Origin of the sequence: Sulfurimonas sp. ST-25, from assembly GCF_048079205.1 — a bacterium.
GTDB lineage: Bacteria > Campylobacterota > Campylobacteria > Campylobacterales > Sulfurimonadaceae > Thiomicrolovo > Thiomicrolovo sulfuroxydans.
This window is the reverse complement of the sequence record NZ_CP182225.1, coordinates 2,439,613-2,453,695: the sequence shown is the minus strand read 5'-3', so window position 1 is coordinate 2,453,695 and position 14,083 is coordinate 2,439,613. Positions and strand designations below refer to the sequence as shown.

Sequence of the window (14,083 nt, the reverse complement as noted above, 5' to 3'; positions counted from 1 at the left end):
GGCTAATATTCGACCGTGACGGTAATGACGTCCTGGTACGTGCCGACACCGGCATCCTGCCCGGCAGGAATGCGCGCGTACATGGTGTAATTTTTTGTGGCGGGTGCGAGAAGTTTTGCGAAAAATTTGTCGCTGACGACTTCCGTACCGCTATTTCCATCTCCCCAGACCAAAGCATAGTTACTGCTCGTATAGATATTGTAGGCGAGGGTCTCCGCGGCGTCGTTCTGCATCGTTCTTGCGCTGTAGCTGTTGCTGCTGCCCGTTGAGAGCAGCAGCGTTGCCTGGACGCGGTCGTTGAGTTTGAGCGTCGTACACTGTATCGTGATCGTCCCGGTCGTTGTGACGCTGGCGAGGTCGAAGGGGTTGTACGATCCGAACGCCAATCCCGTCGAGCTCACGGAACAGGTGGCGGCCGCGGCAGAGGTCGTCAATACGAGGGCGGCCGCGATGATGGGTCCAAGCGGGTTCAGTTGTCTTCGTCGCATGTGAATTCTCCAAGATTAGATAGTAGCGTATTTGGCAGGGCCCCGTCAAAACGGAAGCGCAGCCGGCAGGGTTCCTGTTCGCTTGTGATGCGAAGCGTGTGCTCCCCCCTCGGAAGCGATTCAAAATAGATCAGACCCGCCTGGCCGACGATGCCTGTCGCACCGTCGTCAAGCACCCACTCGGAACCGACGGGAACTGCCTTGCCCCCGGCGCGGAAGAGATGCAGGATGACCGACTCCACTTTTTTGACGTCGAAAGCGTAGCTGACACCGCTGTGCAGATAGGGGGTAAGGTGGATCTCGTTTCTGCCCAGGCTGTAATCAAAGGGGATGTCTCGGGGGTCAACGGTGATTTTGTTGCGCTGATAAGGCAGCAGCGACGGGATGAAGAGGTAACCGTCCTCGTCGGTCTCTCCGACCAGAAGGTTGCGGTAATAGACGCGGACACCTTTGACACTGCCCACGTTGACCGCACCGAATGCCGCGTCGGTTGACCGGTTGAAATGCAGATGCCCCTCCATGTAGGAGAAAGAGCCCTCTGCACTTGCCCTATACGCTGTTTTGTTGTTGACCGAAGCGACGCCGGCCCCGAAACGCGCATAGCGGTTTTGATAGCTGCCGCGCGCTTCCCCGTACCACGGATGCTCGTAGGCGGTGTTGCGCGCAGCGCTCAGGGTATAGCCAAACCCATCGGACGTCGGCAGGTTCTGCTGCAGACTTACCCGGACCTCCGAACTCTCCTTGGAGACGAAGTCCGTATTGGAGAGGGTGGTGCGCTCTCCCAGCGGCAGGCTTAAAAGGAGCTGTCCGCTGGTGTCGGCATGGGGCGCGATCGTATGCGACACCATCAGGTTTAAAAAGAGGCGCCGATAGAGGGTTTTCGAATAGCTGAGCGACGCGGTTTCCGACGCGGGCTCGGCGCTGTATTTCTGGTAGACATAGCTTGCGGAGAAACTTCCCAAAGCGGGGGTGTTGTAGCCGGCGAACAGAAGGGTCTGCTGTCGGAGCGGATTCCCGAGAATGCCCGGCTGGAGAAAGGCCTCCGTCGCCCATTGCGACTGTGCCGAGAAGGAGTAGCGCTGCGTGCGGCGGCTGATGCCGGTTTTGGCCAAATACCCTTTTTGGCCCTCGTCGATCGACGCGGCGACCGCGGCGTCTAGCGTGAACGCATCAAAGAGCAGATAGCTCGCACCCGCTCCCATGCGGCCGGCCCGTTCGTTGAAGGTCAGAGCGTTCGCCTCCGTCGTCAGACGGTCCGTCATTCCGAAGCGGTAGCTTCCGCTGGTGACGAAGTCGCGGTAGTCGAAATCTTTGATACCGTAGTTGTAGCGTAGGTATCCGGCTTCGAAGGCGTAGTCGCTCAGCCCTTTGCGCAGCAGCCTCGTGTCGCTGTAGAAGGGGATGGTCATACTCCGCTGCACCCCGGTAATGTCTTTGAGCACGACGGTCAGCTCCCCCTGGCCGTTGATCGTCGGAAGGGCCGTGATCTCAAACGGACCGGGCGTGACGTTCTCTTGAAAGATCTTGTTCCCGTTGACGTAGGCGTCGACAGCGGAGGGGAGGGTGGCCGAGGAGGTGTAGCTTGGCAGCGGCATCGTCAGCATGTCGGGGCGTGTTGAAAAGTTCCGTGCCAACTGGATCCCGCCTATCCGGAGGCCGCCGGACCACTCCGTGCGCGCACCGATGACGTCGCCGACCCGGAGTGACTGGATGGTCTCGGGAAGGTCCAGGACATAAAGCGTATCGAGGCGTACCCCTCTCTCCTCCGTATCGCTGCCGAAATAGGAGTAGCCGCTGCTCAGGACCCCGTAGGGGGAAAAGAGGTGGGCGTCGGCGCTGCTGCTGTAGCTGTAGGTGTCGGGTTCGCGCTGATAAAAGAGATTGTAGTTCGTATAGAACCCCGTTGAGGACATGACGTCCGGAAGCTGTTCATGCTCGCCGGACAGGGTCTGCGTTTTGAGCAGCTGCGTCGGGAGCGTCACAAGGGCACGCATGCTCAGCTCGTCTAGGCGGGTATGTCCACCCTCAAGGGTATCGACGGCGAGACAGGAGACACCGTCAATCGTGCGGACGTTTTTTTGGGGAAGCGACGGGGTTGAGAGCTCCGGGAAGGCCTCCATCGGGAGGCAAAGCCCCTCGGTGGACTGAAACAGGATGACGTTCCCGTGCAACACGCCGTTGAGTTCGATGTCCATGATAGTCCGGTGGTAGTCGGACTGGGCCAGCAGAAGCGCGTGAAAAAATAGGAGTGGAAGCGGTCTAGATAGCCAGTTCAATCCGCTGCCCGTCTTCTAGGAAAATGTGCAGCGCTGATGGGGTGAACCCCGGATCGAGCGTAAAGTTGAAGGAGGCCTTGCTGCCGGGGAGCAGATATTTTGCCGGTTCAACCTGCACGCCGTGCTCCCCTTTTGCTGTCACAAGATAGAGCTTGCTGATTCGGACAAAATGCGATGAGTCGTTGCGAAGCCAGCAGTTGAACGTTGTCGGTGATTTCTCGATGGTGTCAAGGGTGAGGAGCGTTTCCGTCGAAGCGGCGGTCGTGATAAAGACGGGGATGGCAACGCGAAAAAGCATATGCAGCCCCCCCGTTTCTTCGGCGTGCTTCGCGGGGAGTTCGCTGATAAAGAGGCGGTAGGCCGATTGCGCTTTTTTCCCGCTGGGCGAGAGATCGGTAATGCGTACCGTTTGGGATGCCTTCCCCTCCAGTGTAAAGAGAAGGGGCACCGCCAGAAGCGAGGCGTCTTTGTCGTAGCGGTCGCTGCCGTTGGCATCCTGGGTCCAGCGCATCGTTTCCACTTCGAAAGAGCGCTTCTCCTCGGATTGGTTCGTGACTTTGACCGTTGCCACCGGCGTCTCCGGATCAAGATAAACCCGTATGGGGTAGACCTGGAAGCCTGCCCACAGGCTGGTATAGCCGATCAGCAATGCTGCAAGCAACGCTCTACTCACTCTCGCCCACTCCTTGATGATTTAGTAACTGACGGTAATGGTCACCGTGTCGGTGTAGCTGTCCGGCAGGACATCCTGACTAGAAGGAATATTGCCATAAACTGTTTGAGTGATGTCTGATGCGAACCCGGTGGCGGTGCCGGTGACAGTGTTCGTCGCATCCCATACCTGTGAGTGTGCAGCGTCCTGATAAAGCTCATACGCCAACGTGTCGGTGTTGGTTGCCGAGCCGCTCATGGTTCTGTCGGAGTTGCCACCCGCATCCAGTGCAAGCGTGTAGTCTGTATTTTTTGTACAGCGGATATTGAAAGTTGATTCGGCGCTCAGCCCTGTTCCTGTGTTGGGATCGTAATCACCGAAGCTGAGATCGTTGACACTATTAAAGTTGCACACAGCGGGTACGTTCGCCGAGACGATAAATGAATTGGTTTTAGAAGCGGCCAAAACACTGGTGGACCCTGCAAGCAGAAGCAGTGCAGAGAAACTAAGAAGGGATGTACTCGGTTTCGTTTTCATGTAAATTTCCTGATGCGAAATATAAGTATGATTATAGTACAATATAAGAACTTTTAATATTAATCAGAAAAAAATTCTATTTCGTTTTAAAATGTTTTTAAAAAATATAAGCTTAATTTTTATGGCTTTATTCCTATTTTTCGGCATAAAAGTTGTGATAAAACTGTTATATTACATTCGTTTTCCGAAAATCTCTCCTTGCGAACCTGAAATTACTATCACATTATTTTCGATTTTTACGCAATTTGTTGGAAAGGCGAGAGGGTTGTCGGGTGTGTAAACGGCCGGCGATACTATGCTTCTATATATAGAGAGCCAAAAAAAGCAAAATGTGAGGTGTTTAAGGGGAGTATCGGGGTGACAATGTCACCCCTTGTAGTTCTCGAGGTACTTCGTATCGAAGTTGTTGGAGATGAAGTCGTCGTTCTCCATCATTTTGATATGGAAAGGGATCGTCGTGCGGATACCGTTGATGGTGAATTCACTGAGCGCCCGGTGCATGCGTTTGATCGCATGTTCGCGGTCACGGCCGTAAACGATCAGCTTCCCGATCATGGAGTCGTAGGTCGGCGGGACGATGTAGCCCGCGTGGGCATGGGTGTCGATACGCACGCCGATACCGCCCGGGGCGATCCACTCCTGGATCTTGCCCGGGCTCGGGAGGAACTTGACCGGGTCTTCTGCCGTGATGCGGCACTCGATCGCATGGCCTTTGAGCTTGATCTCCTCTTGTTTGGGGAGTGTTTCCCCCTCGGCGACGCGGATCATCAGTTCGATGAGGTCAAGGCCGCTCACCTCTTCGGAGACAGTGTGCTCGACTTGCAGACGGGTGTTCATCTCCATGAAGTAGAAATCCAGGTTCGCATCGAGCAGGAACTCGAATGTACCGGCGCCTTCGTAGTTGATGTACTCCGTGGCGCGGACGGCAGCGGCATGGAGGCGTTCGCGGACTTCCGGCGTCAGGGCGACGGCCGGGGACTCCTCGATCAGCTTCTGGTGGCGGCGCTGCATGGAGCAGTCGCGTTCGCCGACATGGATGACGTTGCCGTGGCTGTCCGCCATGATCTGCACCTCGATGTGGCGCGGGTTCAGGATGAACTTCTCCATGTAGATCGTGCCGTCGCCGAACGCAGTGACCGCTTCGGACTCCGCCGCCAGGAAAGCGTTTTCAAGGTAGCTCTCATCCTCGACGACGCGCATCCCGCGTCCGCCGCCGCCCTGGGCGGCTTTGAGGATGACCGGGTAGCCGACTTCGCGGGCGCGCTTTTTCGCATCGTCGATATCGGTGATGGCGCCGTCGCTGCCCGGGACGACCGGGACGCCCGCGGCGATCATGACGTCTTTGGCTTTGGACTTGTCCGACATCAGCACCATGACTTCCGGCGTCGGCCCGATGAACTTGATGCCGTGGTGCGCACAGATCTCGACGAAGTGCTGGTTCTCGCTCAGAAAGCCGTAGCCGGGGAAGATGGCATCGCAACCGCTCACTTCCGCGGCGGAGATGATGGCGGGGATATGCAGATAGCTGGCGCTGCTCGGCGCTTCACCGATACAGATGGCGGCGTCGGCCAGTTCAAGGTAGGCGGCACCTTTGTCCCCTTTGGAGTAGACGGCGACGGCTTCCTTGCCCATTTCTTTGATGGTACGGATGGCACGCAGGGCGATCTCGCCGCGGTTCGCGACCAGGATACGCTTGATCTCTGCCATTAGAGCTTCTCTACCACGAAGAGCGGCATATCGTATTCGACCGCCTGGCCGTCGGAGACGAGGACGTCAAGGACCTTACAGTCGAATTCTGCCTCGAGCTCGTTCATGATCTTCATCGCTTCGAGGATGGCGATGACCTGGCCTTTTTTCACGGTGTCGCCGACTTTGACGAACGGGGCGGAATCCGGCGACGGTGCTGCATAGTAGGTACCGACCATCGGGGAGAGGATCTCGTCACCGCTGACAGAAGGGGCCGGCGCCGCAGCAGCGACCGGTGCGGCTGCGGGGGCAGCTGCCGGTACTGCGACCGGTGCAGGGGCGGCGACCGGTGCCGCGACGGCTCCGATAACTTTTTCCAGTTCCATCTCGAATCCCTCTTTGGTGATCTTCAGTTTGGAAAGCCCGCTCTCGTCAAATTCCTGCATCAATGCCTTGATCTGTCTCATATCCATGTCAAAACGCTCCTGGGGGCCCCGGAAATGGGTGAAAACCCTTGGTTTTCCGCATCGGGGCCGCCTAAATTTTAATGCGATATAATAGCACAACTTAATTTAAGCCGCCCGGGAAACGCCCCGCGGCAGGGAAGGATTTTTATGGGACTGAAGGCGGACAGCTGGATCAGGGAACAGGCGCTTGAACACGCCATGATTACGCCTTTTTGCGAGGATCAGGTAGGCAAGGGCGTTGTCAGTTACGGTCTGAGCTCCTACGGGTATGACATCCGCGTCAGCGACGAGTTCAAGATCTTTACGAACCTCAACTCCACCGTGGTCGACCCGAAACATTTTGACGATGCCAACGTCGTGGATTTCAAAGGCGATATCTGTATCGTTCCGCCGAACTCTTTTGCGCTAGCGCGGACCGTGGAGTATTTCAAAATCCCCCGCGACGTGCTGGCGATCTGTCTCGGAAAGTCCACCTACGCGCGCTGCGGGATCATTGTCAACGTGACGCCGTTCGAACCGGAATTCGAAGGCCATATTACGATCGAGATTTCCAACACCACGCCGCTGCCGGCGAAGATCTATGCCAACGAGGGGATCGCCCAGGTTCTTTTCCTCCAGGGGGACGAAATGTGCGAAACGAGTTACGGCGACAAGGGCGGAAAATACCAGGGCCAGGAGGGGATTACTTTACCCCGGATTTTACAGTAATACGCTATAGTGGTGTTTATGGGACGTGGAAGCAGCGTCCTAAAAAAGACGAGGACAACATATGCTGCACGAATACCGTGAAATCATCACCAAGATGAAGGAAGACGGAAGCGCTAACGCGCATTTTCTGAAAATTTTCGAGCGTCACAACGAGCTGGACGACCTGATTGAAAAGGGTGAGAGCGGCCAGATCCCGATGGACGACGTTGAGATCGAAAAGCTGAAAAAAGAGAAGCTGCTGCTCAAAGACGAGGCGTACGCCGAGATCATCAAATATAAAAAAGATAACAACCTCTAAGACGACGCCCGGCGGCCGCCCGGCGGCCGATTTTCCTTACCCTTTAACCAAATCAATGACTTTTTCCGGCGGACGGCCGATGACGGCTTTGCCATCCGTGATGACGACGGGGCGTTCTATGAGCTTCGGATGCTCTGTCATGGCCTTGATCAGGGCAGCTTCGTCGGTGACCTCTTTGAGGCCAAGCTCCTTGTAGACGGCCTCTTTCGTGCGCATCAGGTCGCGGGCGCCGATGCCGAGCATTTTCAAGACGCTGCGGAGTTCCTCTTCGCTGGGGGTGTCATCAAGGTATCGGACGATGTCCGGGGTGATCCCTTCGCCCTCCAACAGTTTCAGCGCATCGCGGGATTTGCCGCAGCGGGGGTTGTGCCAGATGGTCACTTTCGAACTCATACAGACTCCTTTTTTCCGAAATTGTAACGCTTTTCCGATTTGCCCCCCTTTGCATGAAGCGTGCCATGACATCAATCACAAAAATGCGTAAAATATCCCAATGGAACAACTCAGACTCTTTTGGATCATGCTCAGAGGCTCCTTCGGCGACCTTGCCCCCATCATCGCCGTCATCGCCTTTTTCCAGATCTTTATCCTGCAGCAAATGCCCGACAATCTTCTCTCCGTCGCGACGGGGCTTTTCATCGTCGCCGTGGGGCTTGCGCTTTTTATTCAGGGGCTCGAAGTCGGTATCTTCCCCGTCGGCGAGAACCTCGCGCAGGAGTTTGCACGGAAGGGTTCGGCATTCTGGCTGCTGCTCTTCGCCTTTCTGATCGGTTTTTCGACGACCATTGCCGAACCGGCGTTGATTGCCATCGCGGATAAGGCCGCCGTTATCAGTAACGGCAAGATCGACGCCCTGGTACTGCGGCTGACCGTCGCCTTTTCGGTCGGCTTCGCCATCGCCCTGGGCACCTTCCGCATCCTGACGGGCCATCCCATCCATTTCTATATCATCACCGGCTATATCATTGTCGTGATGCTGACCTTTTTTGTCCCGCCGGAGATCGTCGGTCTTGCCTACGACAGCGGCGGGGTGACGACCTCGACGGTGACGGTACCGCTCGTCGCGGCGCTCGGCGTCGGGCTTGCAAGCAGTATCCGCGGACGGAACCCGGTCATCGACGGTTTCGGGCTGATCGCGTTCGCCTCGCTGACACCGATGATCTTCGTTCAGGTCTACGGGATCGTCGTCTACGCCTCCGGCAACGGCGAGGCGATCGCCGCCGTGGCGCAGAGCGTGTCAGAGCACGTGGAACACAGCCGCACGATAGGTCAGCAGGCGCTGGCACTGCTGTTGGAGCTCTTCGATGTCATCAAGGATGTCATGCCGATCCTCGCCGTGATCTTTTTTTTCCAGTACGCCATCATCAAAAAACAGGTGCCCTACCTGCGCCGCATCGTTTTCGGTATCGTGCTTGTTATCCTCGGACTGTATGCTTTTATCGTGGGGCTGGAGATGGGGCTCTTTCCCATTGGGGAGACGATGGCGCTGCAGCTCACGGAGCAGGATAACCGGCTGCTGATCTACCTGTTCGCCTTTCTGATCGGCTTTTCGACGACCATGGCCGAACCGGCGCTGCTGGCGATCGCGATCAAGGTCGAGGAGATCTCCGCGGGGAAGATCCGGCAGATGGTGTTGCGGATCGCCGTCGCCACAGGGGTGGCCGTGGGTATTGCTCTGGGGGCGTACCGTATCGTGGCGGGGGACCCGATACACTATTACATTATCGCGGGCTACATCGTCGTCATCATCCTGACCTATTTCGCGCCGCGCTACATCATCCCGATCGCCTATGATAGCGGCGGGGTGACGACATCAACGGTCACCGTGCCGCTGGTCGCGGCGCTGGGCCTGGGCCTGGCGACGAACATCGAGGGGCGGAGCCCGCTCATTGACGGCTTCGGGCTGATCGCCTTTGCGTCGCTCTTCCCGATGATCACCGTCATGGCCTACGGGGTGATTACGGAACTCAGCGCCGGGCGCACAAAAACTCAACACAAGGAGGAGTTTGAATGAGGTTTGCATTATTGGTAGCGATCGTGGAACAGTCGCTGGAAGAGGAGGCGATCGATATCGCCAAGGCCAACGGTGCCGGCGGGGTGACGAGTCTCACCGGGAAGGGTACGGGCCTGAATGAAAAGAAGACGTTTTTCGGCCTGACGTATGAGCGTGCCGAGAGTGTGCTGCTCTTCGTTCTTGAGAAACGGACCTCCGTCAAAGTGATGAAGGCGCTCAAGAATGAACTGCATCTTGAAACGGAGAACAAAGGGATCGTCATGTCGCTGCCCATCGAACATCTCGCGGGGATCGCCAGCAACCAGATTGAAGCCTTTGCCAACAGACTCAAAGAGGAGAAAGAGGTATGAAACTGATTACAGTGAGGGATATCATGACGCCGGCGGACGAGATTGCGATGATCTCCCCTTATGCGTCGGTGCGCGAACTGATCAACCTGATGGACACGCGGAGCGTACGCTCGGTCATCGTCGAGCGCACCAGCGAAAACGACGCCTACGGAATCGTCACCTACTCCAACATCCTCGAGGCGATTTACAGTAACGACGGGGATATGGACCTGCTCAACGTCTACGACGTCGCCAGCAAGCCGATGGTACAGATCGTGCCGGACCTCGATATCCGGTATGCGGCGCAGTTGATGATCAACCAGAAGATCAAGCATCTCTCCGTGACATGGGAAGGGCGCTTGACAGGGGTGATCAGCATGACGGATATCGCCCGGGTCCTGATGGAGGAAGCGCGAAACGATATGTAGTCCGCCGCGCTTGTCTATAACGATAATGAATAAGTATTGTTGAAGAGAAGTGGTGTTATATTGTCCGGAAGTGACACTATAAAAGGAGCAGGTATGTTCAATGTATTGCGAAAAAGCGGATTGATTGTTGTTGCGGCAGGAACACTGTTCCTTAGCGGTTGTGGCGGCGGCGGGGGCGGCGGTACGACAAGCCTGCCGACGCTGAACGTAGCGGAGGCGAATGCAACGGCAGTGAACGGTGCGGAAGCGGTCGCCGCGATCTTTTCCGGCTCGATCGGTAATATTGTTATTCCTTTCTCTGCTTCTGCAGTAGAGCCGACCGGATTTGACCCTGCTTATTTTATGCTTGACAAAAACGGCCCGGTTTTCAAGGTGCTGGAGTATCACACGCAAACGCTGAATGCGACCTATAAGGAGTCCTATACATGTGACTACGGTGGGACGATGTCATTCACGGAGAGTTATACCGCGACGCATTTGGACGCGACGGTGACATTCAGTAACTGTGCCTTTGATGTGAATTATGTCATGGACGGCAAGATGCGCGTGGCAATGGGGGGGACAAATTACGGCGAGACATTGACCTACATGGAAATCTCTTTCCCTGCCGATTTCACCATTACGGACAATATGTATACCTTCTTTGTAAGTGCCGGCAGTAAAATGCGGACGGATTACAGCGTATATGACTATAACAATGATTATTATGCCGGTACGATGACGAGCAGCGTTGAGTGGGGTACTGAGGGCGAAATGGGACGTTACGATGACCTGACGGCGGTGTTCACGCAGGATTATTACAGCTATCCGTGGATTGAAACCTACTGTTACAAGTCCGGCCGTATCTATGTCAATAATCTGACCGCAAGCCTCGATATCGATCCGAGCTACGATCTTAACTGTAACGATCCATTTTATTTTGAAGATTCCTACCTGCTGAGCGGCAGTATGCGCCTCATCGGTGCCGGCGGGTATATCAACGTGAATGTTACCGCGACCGATACGATCACGGTAACGGATCAGAACGGTACGGACATTAACGTCACACTTTGACGGCGACGTTGCATCGTGCAGTCGCCGGCATGATCCTGGCGGTGGCGCCGCTGTCGGGTGACGGACTCTTTGCCGGGATCAAGGCTGTTAATGCCACACTCTCTTACCGGGTAAAAGATTCTGCGCTGGGGCTCGAAGCACGACTGCGCTTCCCGGCAACGGCAGCGGTCGGGGAACTGGGATATGCCCTCGAGTTGCCAGCCGGCGTGCTCCGCTTCTCATTTGCATCTGCTTTCGCTTCTCAAAAACGTACCGGTGACGACACGGACTGGAAAGACGGGAACCGGACTGTTTTTTCGCAGTCGGATACGACGCTGGACGGGTGTTATGCTTTCCACGCAGATTTCCTTCACCCCGTGTCATCGAACTTCGCGGTGGGGATAGACGTTTTCTATGAACAGTGGCGGCTTAGCTGGTCACATACCCGGCAGATCGACTATACGGACGGTACACAGACGGTCCTGAGCGGTACGACCGTGCGTTTTACCCAGCATTCAGGAGGGGTAAATCTGTACGGCGTATTCGATGCAACCCTCTTCACACTGCCGTGGCGTTTCCGAGGCGGGATATCGCTGGCGCGCCAATACAACAGGGACGACCATCTGCAAAGAGGGTTTTATACCCTCAGCGAAGGGTGGATGAAAGGGGTTCTTCTGGGCGCCGATGCCGTGTTGTTCCGGCATGCCGCTTCCATGGTCAAAGCCGGGATCTCATACCGGCGAAGCGAAGGCGATGCCGATATGCACTATTACTATGATTACGGTCCGCACTACATGACGCTGCCTGCCACCTTTACGACCGAGGTAACCGAGGCCTCGCTGATGTATCAGTATGCTTTTTGAGTCAGAGCAGGTGTCTTTTCATCCAGTGTGAGAGCACGAAGAGGCTCCAGACCTGCTGTTTGAAGCGGCCGCGGTGCACTGCGGCATCGATGTAGCGCTCCAGCACCTCTTTTTTGAACACTCCCGTCTGGTCGTTGACCTCGGTGATGAGGTCGATCTTCCCTGAGGCGTGCAGGTACTCCATATAGGGCGAGGCGAACCCTTTCTTTTTTCGTTCCAGTATTGTATCGCCAAGGTACGGGCGCATGATCTGTTTGAGCAGCGCCTTTGGCCGCCCGTTTCCGATCTTGAGTTCCGCCGACGTGCCGAAGACTGTCTCCGCCAGGCGGTGGTCGAGCATCGGGGTACGGGATTCGATGCCGTGGGCCATGGAGACGCGGTCGAGCTTGGCAAGGTAGTACTCGGCCTGGAGCTGCCGAAGGTCAAGGTAGCTGTACCAGTGGGCGGGGTGTGTCCAGCGGCTGGCATCGAAACGGTCACGTTCGGGCTGTACAAAACGCAGCCCCTCCTCGTCGCGGACGTTCCGGCGCATCAGGGCGTTTTTCTGAAGGTCCGTGAATTTTTCACCGGCCCCCCGGAAGAGCAGGGTCTCGTCAAAGGCGCGCTTGTACCACTCCCACTCGCGGTTGATGGAAAAGTGGCCGTGGAAAAACTTCTTTAGCCACGCCTTGCGCTGCAGAGAGGCCAGCTGCTCGATATCGAGGTAGTCGAAATACTGCCGGTAGCCCAGAAAGAGTTCATCACCCCCTTCGCCGCTGAGTACGACGCGGTAGCCCTCTTTTTTGATGGCGCCAAATAGGAGGTAGAGCGGGATGGCGGCCGGGTCGTTCAGGGGCTCGTCGAGGGCGTCCATCACCGGGTCGATGGCATCGATGAAGTCGTTCTGGCCGATGGTGATCTTCGTGTTCTTGAGCCCCAGGATGCGTGCCGTTTCGGCGGCACTCCCGCTCTCGTCGTAGTTCCAGCGCTCCGCGTAGCCCAGGCTGAAGGTCTGCAGGGGACGGCCGAGTTTCTTGGCAAAGGCGTTGACGGCGGCACTGTCGATCCCGCCGCTGAGCAGGGCGGCGACGGGGACGTCGGCATCGAGGCGCATCGCGATGCTCTCTTCCATATGTGCCTCGATGCGCTGCCGGGCACTGCTGTCTTCCACCGGGTCGGCATGTTCGAGCAAACAGTAATACGAACGCCGGCTAACGCTGCCGTTAGCAACCGTTATGAGCTCGCCGGGGGCGATTTTTTCGATGCCTTCGAAGAAGGTGTGCGGCGCTGTAGGCGCCTGGAAGGAGAGAAAACCCATCATCGCATCGTCGTTCATTCTGACGCTGGGCAGGAACGGGAGGATCCCCTTGATCTCCGAGGCAAACACGAATCGCTCTTTCTGTTTGGCAAAAAAGAGCGGCTTTTTCCCCAGGCGGTCGCGGAGCAGGTAGAGGGTCCCGTCGTCGTAGATCGCCAGGGCGAACATGCCGCGGAAGCGGTGCACGCAGTCGATCCCCCAGTGCAGGTAGGCCGCCAGAACGGTTTCGGCTTCCGTGGCCGCCCGGAGCTGCAGCGTCTCTGCGATTTCACGGTAGTTGTAGATCTCCCCGTTGAAACTGAGCAGAACGTTCCCCTCCCGCAGCGGCTGGTGGGAGCGTTCATGCAGGTCGCGGATGCTCAGGCGGTGCTGGGCAAAGAAGAACCTTTCTTCCTCGACGATCCCGCAGTAGTCCGGTCCGCGGTGTGCCAGAGCAGCGAGAGCCCTGCGGGCCGTTGCGGGAGCATAGTCGCCGAGAATCCCGAAGACGGCACACATTAGATGTCCTCCAGTAACGGGAGCAGGGTGTTCGAAAAAATCATGGCAGCATTTTACTGCATTTATTCAATTGTGCTATGATTCATAAATTGAATTCAATATTTGAATGGATCTCTTTTGGAAACAAAGCAGGAAGCGGATCTTGGCGTGCTTCGCAAGATCGAGTCGGTCGAAGATCAGAAGTCGCTGGCGGACGAACTCGGCTACAGTGTCGGCAAAGTCAACTATATTGTCAAAGCGCTCATCGAAAAAGGGTATATCAAAGCCGAACGATTCGCGTGCAGTGACAATAAACGGGGCTACAAGTATCTGTTGACACGAAAGGGTATTGCGGAAAAGCTCAGGCTGACAAAGCTGTTTGTCGAGATTAAACGCAGGGAGTATGAAGAGCTGATGTCCGAACTGGAGAGGCTGGGATGACGGAGACCTGCCACTGCCTGCCGCCGCGCAGAGGAAGCATGAACGGACAGACGTGCTCTTTTGCAGCGTCAGCAGCGCAAAAAACAGTCT

16 protein-coding genes are annotated in these 14,083 nt (G+C 56.4%); 8 read left to right on the top strand and 8 right to left on the bottom strand.

Going from position 1 to position 14,083, the window contains the following annotated elements; genetic code table 11:
• Positions 1 to 2 precede the first annotated feature (2 nt).
• The 6 genes from ACM66T_RS12700 to accB form a co-directional block, all read right to left on the bottom strand.
• Positions 3 to 488 (bottom strand): spore coat U domain-containing protein, encoded by a 486-nt coding sequence (locus ACM66T_RS12700; RefSeq protein WP_231019410.1) that lies wholly within the window; start codon positions 486 to 488, stop codon positions 3 to 5.
• The gene (locus tag ACM66T_RS12695) at positions 470 to 2,683 is read right to left on the bottom strand and encodes a fimbria/pilus outer membrane usher protein (RefSeq protein ID WP_416768628.1); all 2,214 of its coding nucleotides are present in this window, start codon (positions 2,681 to 2,683) and stop codon (positions 470 to 472) included. The genes ACM66T_RS12700 and ACM66T_RS12695 overlap by 19 nt, the downstream gene beginning before the upstream one ends.
• 64 nt (positions 2,684 to 2,747) lie before the next feature.
• Entirely contained in the window at positions 2,748 to 3,437 is a 690-nt protein-coding gene (locus ACM66T_RS12690; protein ID WP_231019406.1) for a molecular chaperone, read from the bottom strand.
• A 21-nt stretch (positions 3,438 to 3,458) separates the two neighbouring features.
• Positions 3,459 to 3,953 carry a spore coat U domain-containing protein gene (locus ACM66T_RS12685; protein WP_231019405.1) on the bottom strand — a complete coding sequence of 165 codons (495 nt, stop codon included), beginning with the start codon at positions 3,951 to 3,953 and terminating at the stop codon, positions 3,459 to 3,461.
• Positions 3,954 to 4,319: 366 nt separating this feature from the next.
• Complete coding sequence (locus ACM66T_RS12680) at positions 4,320 to 5,660, bottom strand: acetyl-CoA carboxylase biotin carboxylase subunit (RefSeq protein WP_231019404.1); 1,341 nt, start codon at positions 5,658 to 5,660, stop codon at positions 4,320 to 4,322.
• Complete coding sequence (gene accB, locus ACM66T_RS12675) at positions 5,660 to 6,112, bottom strand: acetyl-CoA carboxylase biotin carboxyl carrier protein (protein WP_231019403.1); 453 nt, start codon at positions 6,110 to 6,112, stop codon at positions 5,660 to 5,662. The genes ACM66T_RS12680 and accB overlap by 1 nt, the downstream gene beginning before the upstream one ends.
• Positions 6,113 to 6,253: 141 nt before the next feature.
• On the opposite strand from accB, the gene dcd reads away from it, so the two are divergent.
• Both dcd and ACM66T_RS12665 read left to right on the top strand, forming a co-directional pair.
• The gene (gene dcd / locus ACM66T_RS12670) at positions 6,254 to 6,814 is read left to right on the top strand and encodes a dCTP deaminase (RefSeq protein WP_231019402.1); all 561 of its coding nucleotides are present in this window, start codon (positions 6,254 to 6,256) and stop codon (positions 6,812 to 6,814) included.
• A gap of 61 nt (positions 6,815 to 6,875) precedes the next feature.
• Positions 6,876 to 7,112 carry a YdcH family protein gene (locus ACM66T_RS12665; protein WP_231019401.1) on the top strand — a complete coding sequence of 79 codons (237 nt, stop codon included), beginning with the start codon at positions 6,876 to 6,878 and terminating at the stop codon, positions 7,110 to 7,112.
• Positions 7,113 to 7,148: 36 nt separating this feature from the next.
• Here ACM66T_RS12665 and arsC read toward each other — a convergent pair whose 3' ends face one another.
• Positions 7,149 to 7,505, bottom strand: a complete 357-nt coding sequence (arsC, locus tag ACM66T_RS12660) for an arsenate reductase (glutaredoxin) (RefSeq protein WP_231019399.1) — start codon at positions 7,503 to 7,505, stop codon at positions 7,149 to 7,151.
• Positions 7,506 to 7,605: 100 nt separating this feature from the next.
• Here arsC and ACM66T_RS12655 point away from each other — a divergent pair, with 100 nt between their 5' ends.
• From ACM66T_RS12655 to ACM66T_RS12635, 5 genes are all read left to right on the top strand, one after another.
• Entirely contained in the window at positions 7,606 to 9,126 is a 1,521-nt protein-coding gene (locus ACM66T_RS12655; RefSeq protein ID WP_231019398.1) for a DUF1538 domain-containing protein, read from the top strand.
• The gene (locus tag ACM66T_RS12650) at positions 9,123 to 9,476 is read left to right on the top strand and encodes a transcriptional regulator (RefSeq protein ID WP_231019397.1); all 354 of its coding nucleotides are present in this window, start codon (positions 9,123 to 9,125) and stop codon (positions 9,474 to 9,476) included. The genes ACM66T_RS12655 and ACM66T_RS12650 overlap by 4 nt, the downstream gene beginning before the upstream one ends.
• Positions 9,473 to 9,883: a CBS domain-containing protein gene (locus ACM66T_RS12645; RefSeq protein WP_231019396.1), complete on the top strand. Its 411-nt coding sequence runs from the start codon at positions 9,473 to 9,475 to the stop codon at positions 9,881 to 9,883. The genes ACM66T_RS12650 and ACM66T_RS12645 overlap by 4 nt, the downstream gene beginning before the upstream one ends.
• A 93-nt stretch (positions 9,884 to 9,976) precedes the next feature.
• Entirely contained in the window at positions 9,977 to 10,936 is a 960-nt protein-coding gene (locus ACM66T_RS12640; protein ID WP_231019395.1) for a hypothetical protein, read from the top strand.
• The gene (locus ACM66T_RS12635) at positions 10,933 to 11,778 is read left to right on the top strand and encodes a hypothetical protein (protein ID WP_231019394.1); all 846 of its coding nucleotides are present in this window, start codon (positions 10,933 to 10,935) and stop codon (positions 11,776 to 11,778) included. The genes ACM66T_RS12640 and ACM66T_RS12635 overlap by 4 nt, the downstream gene beginning before the upstream one ends.
• Position 11,779: 1 nt before the next feature.
• Here the strand turns inward: ACM66T_RS12635 and asnB are convergent, their stop codons facing one another.
• Positions 11,780 to 13,573 (bottom strand): asparagine synthase (glutamine-hydrolyzing), encoded by a 1,794-nt coding sequence (gene asnB / locus ACM66T_RS12630; protein ID WP_231019393.1) that lies wholly within the window; start codon positions 13,571 to 13,573, stop codon positions 11,780 to 11,782.
• A gap of 117 nt (positions 13,574 to 13,690) precedes the next feature.
• Here asnB and ACM66T_RS12625 point away from each other — a divergent pair, with 117 nt between their 5' ends.
• Positions 13,691 to 13,993: a MarR family EPS-associated transcriptional regulator gene (locus tag ACM66T_RS12625; RefSeq protein ID WP_231019392.1), complete on the top strand. Its 303-nt coding sequence runs from the start codon at positions 13,691 to 13,693 to the stop codon at positions 13,991 to 13,993.
• The last annotated feature ends 90 nt before the right edge of the window (positions 13,994 to 14,083 follow it).

Coding starts and splice junctions, on each gene's coding strand:
- ACM66T_RS12700 (WP_231019410.1), bottom strand. CDS start 488: ATGCGACGAAGACAACTGAACCCGCTTGGACCCATCATCGCGGCCGCC.
- ACM66T_RS12695 (WP_416768628.1), bottom strand. CDS start 2,683: ATGGACATCGAACTCAACGGCGTGTTGCACGGGAACGTCATCCTGTTT.
- ACM66T_RS12685 (WP_231019405.1), bottom strand. CDS start 3,953: ATGAAAACGAAACCGAGTACATCCCTTCTTAGTTTCTCTGCACTGCTT.
- ACM66T_RS12680 (WP_231019404.1), bottom strand. CDS start 5,660: ATGGCAGAGATCAAGCGTATCCTGGTCGCGAACCGCGGCGAGATCGCC.
- accB (WP_231019403.1), bottom strand. CDS start 6,112: ATGGATATGAGACAGATCAAGGCATTGATGCAGGAATTTGACGAGAGC.
- dcd (WP_231019402.1), top strand. CDS start 6,254: ATGGGACTGAAGGCGGACAGCTGGATCAGGGAACAGGCGCTTGAACAC.
- ACM66T_RS12665 (WP_231019401.1), top strand. CDS start 6,876: ATGCTGCACGAATACCGTGAAATCATCACCAAGATGAAGGAAGACGGA.
- arsC (WP_231019399.1), bottom strand. CDS start 7,505: ATGAGTTCGAAAGTGACCATCTGGCACAACCCCCGCTGCGGCAAATCC.
- ACM66T_RS12655 (WP_231019398.1), top strand. CDS start 7,606: ATGGAACAACTCAGACTCTTTTGGATCATGCTCAGAGGCTCCTTCGGC.
- ACM66T_RS12650 (WP_231019397.1), top strand. CDS start 9,123: ATGAGGTTTGCATTATTGGTAGCGATCGTGGAACAGTCGCTGGAAGAG.
- ACM66T_RS12645 (WP_231019396.1), top strand. CDS start 9,473: ATGAAACTGATTACAGTGAGGGATATCATGACGCCGGCGGACGAGATT.
- ACM66T_RS12640 (WP_231019395.1), top strand. CDS start 9,977: ATGTTCAATGTATTGCGAAAAAGCGGATTGATTGTTGTTGCGGCAGGA.
- asnB (WP_231019393.1), bottom strand. CDS start 13,573: ATGTGTGCCGTCTTCGGGATTCTCGGCGACTATGCTCCCGCAACGGCC.